Here is a 12843-nt window from a genome sequence, read left to right on the forward strand (position 1 = left end):
AGAAGTCCGGACCGCCGGGGCTCTTCGCAGGTCCGGGTGATGAGTGGCAGGACCCGGGTACCCGGCGCGCATGATGAGCCAGGCTTGCTTCGAACTGGGCCATGCACGTGGCCCAGGCCGCTGCCATGGGCGTCCTGCGGTCGGTCATGGCCCACTGCGGTCTGACGGCGTCGGCGCTCCGGCCCGGACCTGGCCGCGGGCAGAGCTGCTCGTGGCCGTGCTGCACGAGACCGTTTACGCGTTCGCCACCGGCGCCGTCGCCGATGCTCTGGCCGCCCGCTCCGGCCCGGGCCGCGGTCAGCGCCACGCAGCGATGGTGCCGGGCCGCCACACCGGAGTCGGTCCTCCGCCGCGCTCGGCATGAGCCGCCTGAGGCAATACACGGTCGCCGCCTCCGGCCAGTGGACCGATGAGGAGGAAGGGCGGCGTCGGCTGCCCGCCGGAGAGGTCCACGCCTGGGAGCAGGGCATGAACCAGACCGTCTGCGGACTGTCCCTCAGCCGCTCCCAGCTGATCCGCTTCCCCCACGTCACCTGGCAGGACACCTTCCCGCAGTCCGGAGGCGCCGCGGACCGGGTGCGACGCCAATGCCCACGCTGTGCTTCCGTCGCGGGACACCGCGGCGGCGACGCACGCCCCCGCTGGCACCGCACCAACCCCCGGCCTTGAGGGACAGCCGCGAGGTCCTCTCGTGCCCGCCCCCGCGCGAACCGGACAGATTCAGCAACGGCACGCGAAGCACGCTCGCTCGGCCACCTGCCGGTCGACGGCCGGGCCGCACCGCGGCCGCCGACCGGCAGGAGGGCGTCAGCCGTCGCCCATGGCCTTGCGTACGGCGTCGCGGGTGCGGTCCATCAACGCGGCGACGGGGCCGAGCGCCATGTTGGCCTTCGCGGACTCCACGCCCGGGTGCGGACGGGTGGGTGCCATGGCCTCGGCAGCCTTGACGCCCTTGGCCAGCGCGGCGAGCGAGGCCGCGTCGGTGCTGCGGCGGATGTGGGTGAACTCGTAGCGTTCTTCGGCCCGGGCGTGTTCCTGGACGTCGGCGCGCAGCGCCAGGAACTGCGGCATGAACTTCGGGTCGCGGGTGTCGGTCTCATCCAGTGTGCTGAGGGTTTCCTTCGCGGCGCGCTCCTCGCCGAGACGGGCGTCCACGATCTCGTCCCCGCCCGTCACATTGCGGCGCACGAAGGGGTGCACGACCTCCTCCTCCGCCGTCTCGTGCACCGCCAGCAGGCGCACCAGCCGGTGGAAGGCCTCCTGGCGGGCGTCACCGGTGGCCGCTTCGACCTCGTCGAAAAGGTTGCGGATGTCGCCGTGCTGGCGGGTCAGCAGGGCCACCACGTCGTCGTCCGGTGCGCCGTCGTCACCGGCCTCGGGAGTGTGAAGCTGCGGCATGGCAGAATCCCTCACTTCTCTCGCTGGGCAGGGTCGGGGTGCTCGCCCTCGGTCTGCACGCGGTACTCGCGGCCGAACGTCTCCTGGTGCTCGGCCATGACCCGGTCACTGGGCGGCGCCTCACCACCGTGGATCTGCTCCTGCATCTTCTCGAACCGCTCGTGTGCCTCCCGGACGTAGCCCGCACCGAGCGTCGTCAGATCGATCTGCGTGTCCAGCAGTTCGCGCAGATACGCCTTGTTCGGCTCGAAGGTGAGCACGTTCGGCAACTCCGGCGCCAGCACCGAGGCCGGGTCCCGCCCGTCGTGACGGCGCATCAGATCGCAGGCCTGGTGAAGGTGTTCCAGCTCCATGTTCAGGTGCAGTTCCCAGATCGCCTTGATCCGGGGGTCGCTCTCCTGCTCCATGAAGGAGTAGTACAGGTAGCACTCGTTGTACTCGTGGTTGACCAGTTGCTCCCACCACGTCTCACCGGGGTCGACGAGCGACTCGTAGTGAGTGACGTGCTCCTCCTCGATGAGGCCGATCTCCTGGTAGAGCTGGCGGGCGATCGGCTCCATGTAGGTGGGGCCGGTGTTCATGTAGAAGTTCATCGTCTGCTGCTCGGCCGACATGACCGTCAGCGCATGCAGTTTCGACAGCGGGTCCGTCTCGTCCTTGGCGTAGGCATCGCGCACGTTGTCGGCCGGGTGACGGTGGTGGAACCTGGTGGGCCTGCCCGGCATCACCTCGGTGAGCTGGTCGACGATCGACTCCGCCTTGCGGTGCTCGATCATCTCGTACAGGTTCGCGTACCGGTACAGGTGGTCGAAGTCCTCCAGCACCCCGAACTCGTAGGCCTGTCGCAGGTAGGGGTCGGGTTCCATCCGGGCGATCCAGGCGGTGAGGTCGACGGCGACCTGCTCGTAGGCGATCGTCGTCTCCAGGACCGACGAGACGCCCGGCAGCAGCCAGTTCACCACCTTCTGCTGCTGTGCTTCGATGTAGCGGGTCTGCGCCAGCTGCCGTTTGACCTCCGGATCGACGGTGTTGCGGGCCAGTTGATGGCTGAACATGATCGCTTCGACCTCGATGCCGTTCATCGTGATGATGCGGCATCGGGTGTACGGGTCGCAGTGGTCGGGATCGATCGGCTTGACGTTCAGCTCACGCCAGTTCCTGAGCTGCCGGTCGAGCGGGATACCACGCTGTTCCAGGGGATTGAAGGTCACCTGCGTCTCCTCAGCCGGTGGTGGGTACGCCCGGTTACCCAGGGCGGTCAAGATCTCACTCCGTGAGCGGAAGACGGCCATACTTGGCGCTGAGCGCCCGCACTCCGCACCCGCCCCGCCCGGTGTACGCCCGCCGTCACCCGCATGGCCGACCCCGGGCCGCCGGTTCCCTCCTTCGGCCCGCACCCGCCCGGCCCTCTCTCGGTCCCCGACCGGCCGCACGGGGTCTGCCGCCGCCGCACCGACGGCCGTACGGCTCCGCGGGCCGGGTCTGTTCCCTTCCCGGGTCCGGCCCTGCGGCCGGTACCGCAAAGGGGGCGGGCCGGGGCGGATCCGACGTGTATCGCGGTCAGCGGGGGTACTCGGGTGGCCCGTTGCGCAGAAGGGTGATCCGCAGATGATCAGCGAAAGTCATGTCCGGGAGCTGCTCGCCTCAGACGACGACGATGCCGCGCTCGTCCTGCTGGAGGGGCGGGCCGAGGTGGTCGAGGCCGCCCTGCTCGCCTCCGACGCCTACCGCGGGGCACCTGTCCTGCTCACCCGCGGTGACCTTGCCGGCCGGCTGGGCACGACGGCCCCCTCGGAACACGAGATCCGCGACGCGGCCTCGGCGCTGGAGACGATGGCCGCGAAGATCGGCGCCTGACGCAAGGCAACGACCATCCCCACGCCAGGCCCGCAGGGCGGCCCCCGCCCGTGCCCGCAGATTGAGGCCGCCCGTGCTCGGCGGCAGTTCGGTCGGTCGGCTCGCCCGTACGTGATTGGTGCCCGTGCCCGCCCGATCTGGGCCTGCGCCGGTTCGCCTGCCTGGAGGAAGGTCGTCCGTATGGACCGTGTTCTCGCCCGGCTCGCCGACATGTCCGGTATCGCTTGCAGCGCGCGGGAGCGGTCCGCGTCGCCGGGCTGCCGGGCGCCGGCCCCCTGGGAGGTGCGTGCCCGTGCCCTGTGCTGGGCCGTGCGTCCCGGCGCCGGAGCCCGCGCGGCCTTGCAAGAGGTGGTCGCGCCTCAGGTCCGCGTGAACGCCACCCCGGTCATGGTGGTGGGCGCGCTGATCCGCTACGAGGCGACACCGGTGGGCCCCTACGACGAGGTCACCGCGGTGGTGGTCCACCGGCGGGCCGGGGCCCTGTTCGCCACCGTGCCCTTCATGGCGGTGAGCTCCCCCGCCGGACTGGCCGCCGGCCGGGAGAACTGGGCCCTTCCCAAGACCCTGGCCCGCTTCACCCACGAGCCGCGGCAGGCGGGCGAGGGCGGCTGCGGCTCCCACAGTGCGGCGGTCGGCGACGGCTGGCACATCGAGGTCCGCGAGGGCGGCACCGGCCGGATCCCGATGCCGGTGTATGTGCCCGGACTGCTGCCGCTGGTCCAGCTCGGCCCCGGCGGCACCCTCCACGTCACCCGCGTGGGCGCGCGCGGCCTGGCGCGTCGTGCCCACGTCGAAGTCCACGTCCACGCTCCGCCGCCCCTGCGCACCTTCTTTCCCGCCGGCCGGCACACCGCCCTTTTCCTGACCCGGCTGGAGGTCCGTCTGCCCCCGGCGAACCGCCGGTGACGCCGGCCGTACGAGTACGTCAGGGACGTGGGCTTCGCCTTCGGACGGGCCGGAGGGGTGATCTCCGCAGGCTCAGAGGGCGTAACCGGTCGAGGCGTAGCAGGTATCAGAAGGCGTAGCGGATGCGCAGCCAAGGGGTGCGGGCGGCGATGAGTTCACGCAGCCGCTGCACCGCCTGTGCCTTGACGGGGCCCGCGTAGCGCACGTTCAGTGCGCCGTTCTGGGACCGTTTGGTCTCCTGCAGCTCCGGCCGCCACAGGACGTCCTCGGCCTGGGGGTGCCAGCCGAGGTTGACCTCGTGCAGCTCCCGGTTGTGCGTCAGCATGATCACTTCGGCGGCGGCCTGCTGCTTCACCCGGGCCGGCAGCACATCGTCGAGGTGCGTCAGGAGCTGTGTCCAGGCCTCCTCCCAGCCGGGGCGCACCACGACGGGGGAGAGGTTGAAGTGGACCTCGTAGCCGGCGTCCAGGAAGTCGGCCGCGGCGGCGATGCGGTCGGCGACAGGAGAGGTGCGCACGTCCAGCAGCCGGGAGTCCTGCGGAGGCATCACCGACATGCGGATGCGGGTGCGTCCGCGCGGGTCCAGGGCCAGCAGGTCGGGGTTGACGAATTTGGTCGCGAAAGACGCCTTGGCGGTGGGCCACCGCCGGAAGGCATGCACGAGGTCGGCGGTGTTGTCGCAGATCAGGGCGTCCACCGAGCAGTCGCCGTTCTCGCCGATGTCGTACACCCACGCGGTGGGATCACACTGGTTGGGCTCGCGTTTGGGACCCTGACGGGCGATGTGCCGACCGATGTGGGCGATGATCTGCTCGATGTTGGTGAAGACGGTGATCGGGTTGGCGTAGCCCTTGCGGCGGGGCACATAGCAGTAGGCGCAGGCCATGGCGCAACCGTTGGAGGCGCCCGGGGCGATCCAGTCGGCGGAGCGGCCGTTGGGGCGCGTGCTCGGCGACCTGCGCTCCCCCAGCACGAGCGTCTCGCCCTTGATCCGCACCCAGCGGGCGATGTTGCCCTCGTTGCCGTGCAGGCCGGGGATGCGCCAGTGGGAGTCCACCTCGACGACCTGCGCCTCGGGGAAGCGGGCGAGGATCTGCCGACCGCGCGCGGATGCGGCCGCCGCGGGCTCGGCGTGGATCTCCCGCACGGGCAGCAGACGCCGCGCGGCGGGCGAGTCCCGAAACCCCGGGGCGCCGCCGCCCGGCGCGGGGGCCGGAGTCAGGGCGTCGAGCCCGAACAGGGTGCCGGAATCCTCGTCCGGGGAGGTGGACGGGTGGGGCATGAGCGCTCCCGGGAGACGGGTGGTGCGGGAGGTGAACGGTCACAAGACGGACGAAACGCGCCTTCCACTGTACGGGGGTGCGGGAGCGCGGGGTGTGGCCGTACGGGAGTGCGGACGACGCACCGGCAGGGGAGGGGCGGGTCGAGTTCGTCGTCGACGTGGGGAACTGCCGCCGACGGGTCGGCACCGCATCAGTCCAGGCTGTGCCCGCGCGATGGCCGTTCGGTGTGGGTCCGGGCGGGCTGGGCAGGGAAGAATGGGGCGGTACCCAGCAGTCGACTTCGCGGAGGAGCGGACAGATGCAGGACGCGCGAGCAGGGCAGATCGCCGGGCCCGGGGACCTTGTCGACGTAGCCCGTCTGGTCACGGCGTACTACGCGCTGCACCCCGACCCGGCCGATCCCGGGCAACGCGTGTCGTTCGGCACCTCGGGACACCGCGGCTCCTCCCTCGCCACGGCGTTCAACGAAGACCACATCGCAGCCACCAGCCAGGCCATCTGCGAGTACCGCGCCGCCCAGGCCACTACCGGCCCCCTCTTCCTCGGCGCCGACACCCATGCCCTGTCCGAGCCCGCGCGGATCACGGCACTGGAGGTGTTCGCGGCCAACGACGTGACGGTTCTCATCGACCAGGCCGACGGCTACACGCCCACTCCGGCGGTCTCGCACGCCATCCTCACCCACAACCGGAACCGCACGTCCGGCCTCGCCGACGGTGTCGTCATCACCCCTTCGCACAACCCGCCGGCCGACGGCGGCTTCAAGTACAACCCTCCCAGCGGCGGCCCTGCCGGCTCCGAGGCGACCTCCTGGATCCAGGACCGCGCCAACGAGATCATCACCGCGGGACTGAAGGACGTACGGCGCATCCCCTACGCCCGTGCCCTGGCCGCACCCGGCACCGGCCGCTACGACTTCCTCGGCACCTATGTGGCCGACCTGCCGAACGTGCTGGACCTCGAGGCGATCCGGGCCGCCGGCGTACGGATCGGCGCGGATCCCCTGGGCGGCGCCTCGGTCGCCTACTGGGGCCGCATCGCCGAACAGCACAGGCTCGACCTGACGGTGGTGAACCCCCTCACCGACCCCACCTGGCGCTTCATGACGCTGGACTGGGACGGCAAGATCCGCATGGACTGCTCCTCGCGGTACGCCATGGCCTCGCTCATCGAGCAGCGCGACCGGTTCGACATCGCCACCGGCAACGACGCCGACGCCGACCGGCACGGCATCGTCACACCGGACGCGGGACTGATGAACCCCAACCACTACCTCGCCGTGGCGATCTCGTACCTGTTCTCCCACCGGGAACAGTGGCCGGCGGGCGCCGGGATCGGCAAGACCCTGGTGTCGTCCAGCATGATCGACCGGGTCGCGGCGGACGTCGGCCGGCAACTGGTCGAGGTCCCCGTGGGGTTCAAATGGTTCGTGGACGGACTGGTCGACGCCACACTCGGCTTCGGCGGCGAGGAGTCGGCCGGTGCGTCCTTCCTGCGCCGCGACGGCTCGGTGTGGACCACCGACAAGGACGGCATCATCCTGGCCCTCCTCGCCTCCGAGATCACAGCCGTGACCGGCAAGACGCCCTCTGAGCACTACGCGCGGCTCACCGACCGTTTCGGCGCCCCCGCCTACGCGCGCATCGACGCCCCGGCCTCCCGCGAGGAGAAGGCCCTGCTCGCCAAGCTGTCCCCGCGCCAGGTCACCGCGGACACCCTGGCCGACGAGCCGGTGACCACGGTCCTCACCGAAGCCCCGGGCAACGGCGCCGCCCTCGGCGGAGTGAAGGTCGCCACCGAAAACGCCTGGTTCGCGGCCCGCCCCTCGGGCACGGAGGACGTCTACAAGATCTACGCGGAGTCCTTCCTCGGCTCGGACCACCTGAGCCGGATCCAGGAGGAAGCCAAATCCATGGTGCTCGCGGCATTGAACGCCTGACGCTCGCCGGAGGCAAGGGACCCTGCTCAGGGCTCATGGAGCCTCGCGCCGACGTGGCGGCGGGCACGGCCGGCGGCCGTCCGGATCCCTGCAGGTCGCGGAGACCGACGCCGCTGCTTCCGACGTCTTGCACCCGGAAGGCGGCTGAGCTCTCGGTCGAGGCTCCCGCGTCCGGTGCGACCTCTGTGAATGGCTGCCACGGCCACCTTGATGCCGTCCGTGTCCGCCACGGGCACACTGCGAACAGGGCAACAGGGCACTTCCTGGCGCGCCTGGAAAAAAGTTGCGGGTCGCTGTCGATCCGGTGACGTCCCCTTCGACGTATGGGTATGCGGCCGCCCGGCCGCCCGGCCACACGATGGCGCGACAGACCTGACGAGGAACCAATGGATCAACTACTGAGAGTCATGAACTTCGCCGTCTCGAGTGACGGGATCGGTGCCGGTGCGGACCAGAGTCTCGAGCAACCCTTCGGCCACGTCGATCCCGGGAGGCTGTTCGCCTGGGCCGGAGCCACGGCGAGCTGGCCCATGCGCACGGATCCCGGAGGGAGCAGGGGACTCGACGACTACTTCACGCGGGACTTCGCACGCAACATCGGGGCCGAGATCATGGGCCGCAACAAGTTCGGGCCCCAGCGCGGGCCCTGGCAGGACCATGACTGGCGCGGTTGGTGGGGGGAGGAGCCCCCGTTCCACACACCGGTGTTCGTCATGACCCACCACGGGCGTCCGTCGTTCACGCTCTCCGACACCACGTTCCACTTCGTCGACGGCGACCCGGCCACGGTCCTCGAACGGGCGCGCGAAGCGGCGCAGGGCAAGGACGTCCGACTCGGCGGCGGGGTCACCACCATCCGGCAGTTCCTCGATGCTGACCTCATCGACACCATGCATGTGGCGGTCTCGCCGGTGAAGCTCGGATTCGGACTACAACTCTGGCAGTCCCCGGATGAGCTCCTCGACCGGTTCCACCTGGAGATCGTGCCCAGCCCGAGCGGCGTGACGCACCACCTGTTCTGGCGTAGGTGAGGCGGGGGCCCGGATGAGTCAGCAGATGCAATCGCGCGGGCTTGGCGGACCGCCCGAGATGCTGCCCGGGGTGTTCATCTGCCGCGCCTGCGCTACCCGGTCCGGGCACCGAAACCCTCAACTCCCGCCTCTGGAAGGTCACTTGACTCGAGGAACCGGCGGCCCGGCCACCCGCCACGACGTGGGCAAGACCGGTGAAACGAGCTGGGAGCATCATCCGATAAAACCACTCAGACCATGAAGAAAAGGGTCAGAGGCTGTTCTGAACATTAAGGTCCCGGTGGCTGCCGTCAAAGGCTGGCGTGGTGTGTCAGTGGGCTCTGATACGAATGCGTCCATGACCGATGAGGAGATCCTCGACCGAATACGCGCCGAGGCGGCCCCTGGTGATCTGCCTGCGCCGGCCTCCGTGGAGGCTGTCGCCGAGCTTGAGGCGGCGGTGGGGCATCCCATGCCCGCCCTGCTCAAGCGGATCTATCTCGAGGTCGCTGACGGCGGGTTCGGCCGGTGGGGCGAGGCTCTGTCGCTGACGGATACGACCTACCAGTTCAGCGATAGTCCGCGGCTGGTCGAGGCCTATCTCACCGAGTGGCGTGACAAGCCCGGTCACCCTGCCTCGGTAGTTCCGCTACTGGAGTGGGGCTGTGCCATCTGGTCCTTCGTCGACTTCAGCACTCCCGACGGCCAGATTTGGGCGCGGGATCCCAACCAGCGCTGCCTCGAACACGCTCTCTTCCCCGAGGGGGTCACTTTGGCCGAACGCCTGGCTGTGTGGCTCGACGGACGTGACGAAGAGTTCCCTGAACCGCCAAGCGTCCCTGACTGTCCGGCTTGTGCGGAGTCGTCGGCGGACTCCGGGTTGCAGCGCTTGAACTGAACCGCAGAGAGCTGCGGTCCAGCGGATGCTTCAGGCTGCGTCGGCCATCACACAGCCGCGGGTGATGTCACGGCGTCCGGCGCGGGCCTTGTGGCGGGTGGCCGCCTGATCATGAGCGTTGTGCAGGCCCAGGTGATGAGTGACGCAGTCATCTCGGGGAGTCGTTCGTGGTCGGGGCAGTGCCGGTGGCCTCTGATCTCAACTACCCAGAGGCAGAGTCGTTTGGCAGGGCGGTAGGGCAGGCCAAAGGGAAGGAGGCGTGCCATCTCGGTGGTCCATCAGGTCGATGTGGGGAAGACCTAGCGGACCGTCGCGCCTCGAGTCGGCCGGGTCTGTGGGCGATCGGGCCGCCACGGTGTGGGGCTGCGTTTAGGACGTAGTGGGGGTTGGAGCGGGCATTTCGGTGAAATAGTCGGCGTCCTTGGGGCGTACGCGCGCGAGTTTCAGGGTGCGGGGCGCGGGTTCGAGGTGCGGAATGTGTTTGGAGCAGTGCACATAAGCCTCGTGGAGGGTGATGAGCGTCCACAGTGCGGGTCGACGCCCGGGGGCGGTGTCTGCGGGTATCGCGGGGTGAGCGGTACGCAGTTCCTCGTCGGTGAGGAGCCGGGCCGAGCCGTTGACGTGCAGTCCGATGTGGTCGTGGGTGAAGTCCATGAAGAGCAGACCGATGTGCGGGTTCTCGGTGATGTTTCCGGCACTGGCCAGGACACCGTTGCCGCGGTACTCGGGGTAGGTCAGAGTGTGGTCGTCCAGGACGGTCACGAAGCCCGGGGGGCCGGCGCGGAAGCTGGCGTCGCAGTGGCCTCGGGCGTCGGCGGTGGACAGGAAGACCATGGACTGGCGACGGATGAAGTCACGCATGGCGTCGGTGAGGTGAGCGTGGACCTGTCGGTTGTAGAAGGTGTCGGCGCGTTCGCCGGTGCCGAGTCGGGCCTGCAGCCGTCGCTCGCCCTGTGAGGGGAGGGCATCGTGGTACGTCACAGCGGGTCGTTCTCCTGACTGAGCCTGGCTGGCATGAGAGGTGCGGTGAGGACGGGAGTGGCGATCGGTTCGGGGCGGATGCGGGCCGGTGGTGCGCCCTGGTGCATCAGGGCCTTCATGGCTTTGGCGGGACGGACGGGAACAGGAAGGCCCCGTGCCGGTCTTGAGGACCGGTTTCGCGCAGAACCTGCGCTGACGTGCCTTGCTGACCAGGGATGCCCTGCCGGGAGGACAGCGGCGCGGACGGAAAACCCGTGCAGGCGCTGGACCATGCGCAACATCGTCCCCGTCCTGCCCCGAAGGGCTCCGATACCCGCTACAAACACCTGAGCCACGAACCACCCCCGAAACCCAAGCGAACCACCGACCATCCTAGAAGCGCCCCTGGCCGGGTCAGCCGCGGCCCGAGCAACCCGGCCGGACCGGTCGCGGTCATGCCCTGCTAGCGCTTCTCATGGGGGCCGTGGGCGAGGGCGTCTGCGAGTTGGCGGTTTGTGTGAGTCGTCCAGAGTCGCGGTCTGGCCGTGCAGTGCTGGACCGGCGGCCGAGTTCCTTCTGGTGGGGCCAATTCCCAGCCCGGAGTGCGGACCTCGACGGTTAGCGAGTCGGCCGAGGCCTCCTGCCACATGTGCAGCCCGGCAGAGCCAGACCGCCTCGAGGTAGCGGTCGGAGTGCTGCCTCTCTCAGTACGACAGGGCCTCACCCGTGATCCACTTCTCGGCCCAGTCCAGCCAGGTCGCGCGGTGTGCCGGTGTTGCAGGGTGATCGCCTCGGGGCGGTGGTAGTCGCCCGGAAGAGTTCACGCACCGCGAGCGGCGTCCTTCTCGCCAACCATGCGCGGCGCAGCGGGGGCGGAAGGGGCTGCCGGGCAGTGTCACCGCATCAGGACGTCCGTGCGGACAAGGTTGCCATTTCAAACCCGCTCACGTTACCTTGCCGCTCATGACAGTTGGAAAGTCAAACTCAGTTGCTTCCGGGCGAGCCACCACCTGGATCGTCTCGGCCGGCGTCTTCGTCGTGAACCTGGACCTCTTCATCGTCAATGTGGCCGTCCCCGCCCTCAGTAGTTCCTTCGACGGCGCCTCGCTCGCTTCGTTGTCCTGGGTGCTCAACGCCTACGCGATCGTCTTCGCCGCGCTGCTCGTCGTGGCCGGCCGGCTCGCCGACAGGTACGGCCACCGCCGCGGCTTCCTCATCGGACTCGCGGTCTTCACCGCGGCCTCCGCGCTCTGTGCCGTCGCACCCGGCGCCGGTTGGCTGATCGCCGCCCGGGCGCTGCAGGCTGTCGGAGCCGCCACCCTGATGCCCACATCGCTCGCTCTGCTGCTCGTCAACACCCCGGCCGAACGCCGCTCCCGGGCCATCCGGGGATGGGCGGCCATCGGCGGTATCGCGGCAGGTCTGGGGCCTGTGGCCGGTGGACTGCTCGTGGAGGCCGACTGGCGCTGGGTCTTCCTCGTCAATGTGCCGGTCGGTGTGGCCGGTCTGATAGCGGGAGCGCGGCTGCTGCCCGATGCTCGTCCGGACCGCGAAGGACCGCTGCCGGACCTCGCGGGGGCCGCCCTGCTGACGCTCGGGATAGGCGCACTGGCTCTCGGCCTGGTCAAGGCCGGTGCCTGGGGCTGGAGTTCGCCCGGTGTCCTCGGCGCACTCGCTACCGCGGCGGTTCTCGGCGTGGCCTTCTGGCTCAGGTCGGCGCGGCATGCCTCGCCGGTCGTCGAACTTTCCCTGCTGCGCATCCCCGCCTTCACCGTCGCCACCGTCGCGGCGCTGTTCTTCACCGTCGCCTTTGCCGCGATGCTGCTCACCTCCGTGCTGTGGTGTCAGCAGGTCTGGGGTTATTCGGCGATCCGCACCGGCCTGGCGATCGCACCGGGACCGCTGGTTGTACCTGTGCTCGCCTTGACCCTGGGGCCGGTCGTGCAGCGATTCGGTGCGGGGCGGACGGCGGCGCTCGGCTGTCTGCTGTTCGCCGCGGGTCTCGTCTGGTGGGCTCTCGCGCTCGGTACGGACCCGCAGTACGCGACCGCGTTCCTCCCCGGCATGTTGATCAACGGCATCGGAGTGGGCTTCGCCCTGCCGACCCTGGTGGGCGCGGCTGCCGCGGCGCTCCCGCCGCAGCGCTTCGCCACCGGGTCGGCCGTCACAACGATGGCCCGCCAGACGGGTTCCGTACTGGGCGTTGCCGTGATCGTCACCCTCCTTGGCGAACCCCGCACCACGCATGCCGCGCTCATCGGATTCCGTCACGGCTGGACAGCGGCCGCGGTGGCCGCCGGGATCGCAGCCGTGGTGGCGCTGTCCCCGGTGTCACGTCGGGTGTGTATGCCGGGTTCGCGCGTGGGTGCGGGTGGCACGGCTGTGTCCTCTTCGTCCCCGTGACTGTTGGCTGGGGGTGGCGCCCGGTCCGTTGCCTGAAGTGTTTGGTGGTGGGCGGTATGTGATCGCGTGTGGGACAGGCCGGCTGGGTCGGCGTCGTATGAGGTCGCCCGGCGGGGGGTGCTGTGGGGTGTTGGGGTTGAGACCGGGTGGTTTGTTTGGTGGGGGGTGGAGTGGTGGTGGGTGGCTGGA

The 12843-nt window shown here is 69.7% G+C and carries 11 protein-coding genes; 7 read left to right on the forward strand and 4 right to left on the reverse strand.

The features are described from left to right. The first annotated feature begins 360 nt into the window (after positions 1–360). On the forward strand, positions 361–669 hold the full coding sequence (locus tag ACFYP4_RS22780; RefSeq protein ID WP_358853317.1) for a hypothetical protein: 309 nt from the start codon (positions 361–363) through the stop codon (positions 667–669). A 138-nt stretch (positions 670–807) separates the two neighbouring features. On the opposite strand, the gene ACFYP4_RS22785 is transcribed toward ACFYP4_RS22780, so the two are convergent. After that, positions 808–1398: a hemerythrin domain-containing protein gene (locus ACFYP4_RS22785; protein ID WP_358853316.1), complete on the reverse strand. Its 591-nt coding sequence runs from the start codon at positions 1396–1398 to the stop codon at positions 808–810. Positions 1399–1409: 11 nt separating this feature from the next. Continuing rightward, the gene (locus ACFYP4_RS22790) at positions 1410–2609 is read right to left on the reverse strand and encodes a hypothetical protein (protein WP_358853315.1); all 1200 of its coding nucleotides are present in this window, start codon (positions 2607–2609) and stop codon (positions 1410–1412) included. A 397-nt stretch (positions 2610–3006) separates the two neighbouring features. Between ACFYP4_RS22790 and ACFYP4_RS22795 the strand changes: the two genes are divergently transcribed. Continuing rightward, the gene (locus tag ACFYP4_RS22795; RefSeq protein WP_358853314.1) at positions 3007–3255 is read left to right on the forward strand and encodes a hypothetical protein; all 249 of its coding nucleotides are present in this window, start codon (positions 3007–3009) and stop codon (positions 3253–3255) included. 180 nt (positions 3256–3435) lie between these two features. Continuing rightward, positions 3436–4161: an acetoacetate decarboxylase family protein gene (locus ACFYP4_RS22800; protein WP_388787487.1), complete on the forward strand. Its 726-nt coding sequence runs from the start codon at positions 3436–3438 to the stop codon at positions 4159–4161. Between the two features lie 106 nt (positions 4162–4267). On the opposite strand, the gene ACFYP4_RS22805 is transcribed toward ACFYP4_RS22800, so the two are convergent. Continuing rightward, the gene (locus tag ACFYP4_RS22805) at positions 4268–5443 is read right to left on the reverse strand and encodes a spore photoproduct lyase family protein (RefSeq protein WP_388787490.1); all 1176 of its coding nucleotides are present in this window, start codon (positions 5441–5443) and stop codon (positions 4268–4270) included. A 299-nt stretch (positions 5444–5742) separates the two neighbouring features. Between ACFYP4_RS22805 and pgm the strand changes: the two genes are divergently transcribed. From pgm to ACFYP4_RS22820, 3 genes are all read left to right on the forward strand, one after another. After that, entirely contained in the window at positions 5743–7383 is a 1641-nt protein-coding gene (gene pgm, locus ACFYP4_RS22810) for a phosphoglucomutase (alpha-D-glucose-1,6-bisphosphate-dependent) (protein ID WP_388787493.1), read from the forward strand. A 386-nt stretch (positions 7384–7769) separates the two neighbouring features. After that, positions 7770–8414, forward strand: coding sequence for a dihydrofolate reductase family protein (locus ACFYP4_RS22815; RefSeq protein WP_388787496.1), 645 nt, complete (start codon positions 7770–7772; stop codon positions 8412–8414). A 337-nt stretch (positions 8415–8751) separates the two neighbouring features. Beyond that, positions 8752–9291, forward strand: a complete 540-nt coding sequence (locus tag ACFYP4_RS22820) for a hypothetical protein (protein ID WP_388787499.1) — start codon at positions 8752–8754, stop codon at positions 9289–9291. A gap of 369 nt (positions 9292–9660) precedes the next feature. On the opposite strand, the gene ACFYP4_RS22825 is transcribed toward ACFYP4_RS22820, so the two are convergent. Next, a complete protein-coding gene (locus ACFYP4_RS22825; protein ID WP_358853308.1) occupies positions 9661–10272 on the reverse strand; it encodes a pyridoxamine 5'-phosphate oxidase family protein in 612 nt (203 codons plus the stop codon). A gap of 942 nt (positions 10273–11214) precedes the next feature. Here ACFYP4_RS22825 and ACFYP4_RS22830 point away from each other — a divergent pair. After that, positions 11215–12654: a DHA2 family efflux MFS transporter permease subunit gene (locus ACFYP4_RS22830; RefSeq protein WP_388787502.1), complete on the forward strand. Its 1440-nt coding sequence runs from the start codon at positions 11215–11217 to the stop codon at positions 12652–12654. The last annotated feature ends 189 nt before the right edge of the window (positions 12655–12843 follow it).

The organism is Streptomyces sp. NPDC005551, from assembly GCF_042871785.1.
Lineage (GTDB): Bacteria > Actinomycetota > Actinomycetes > Streptomycetales > Streptomycetaceae > Streptomyces.

What these genes read in the sequence shown, in the direction of transcription:
- ACFYP4_RS22780 (WP_358853317.1), top strand. Translation starts at nt 361, where the DNA reads ATGAGCCGCCTGAGGCAATACACGGTCGCCGCCTCCGGCCAGTGGACC.
- ACFYP4_RS22785 (WP_358853316.1), bottom strand. Translation starts at nt 1,398, where the DNA reads ATGCCGCAGCTTCACACTCCCGAGGCCGGTGACGACGGCGCACCGGAC.
- ACFYP4_RS22795 (WP_358853314.1), top strand. Translation starts at nt 3,007, where the DNA reads ATGATCAGCGAAAGTCATGTCCGGGAGCTGCTCGCCTCAGACGACGAC.
- ACFYP4_RS22800 (WP_388787487.1), top strand. Translation starts at nt 3,436, where the DNA reads ATGGACCGTGTTCTCGCCCGGCTCGCCGACATGTCCGGTATCGCTTGC.
- ACFYP4_RS22805 (WP_388787490.1), bottom strand. Translation starts at nt 5,443, where the DNA reads ATGCCCCACCCGTCCACCTCCCCGGACGAGGATTCCGGCACCCTGTTC.
- pgm (WP_388787493.1), top strand. Translation starts at nt 5,743, where the DNA reads ATGCAGGACGCGCGAGCAGGGCAGATCGCCGGGCCCGGGGACCTTGTC.
- ACFYP4_RS22815 (WP_388787496.1), top strand. Translation starts at nt 7,770, where the DNA reads ATGGATCAACTACTGAGAGTCATGAACTTCGCCGTCTCGAGTGACGGG.
- ACFYP4_RS22820 (WP_388787499.1), top strand. Translation starts at nt 8,752, where the DNA reads ATGACCGATGAGGAGATCCTCGACCGAATACGCGCCGAGGCGGCCCCT.
- ACFYP4_RS22830 (WP_388787502.1), top strand. Translation starts at nt 11,215, where the DNA reads ATGACAGTTGGAAAGTCAAACTCAGTTGCTTCCGGGCGAGCCACCACC.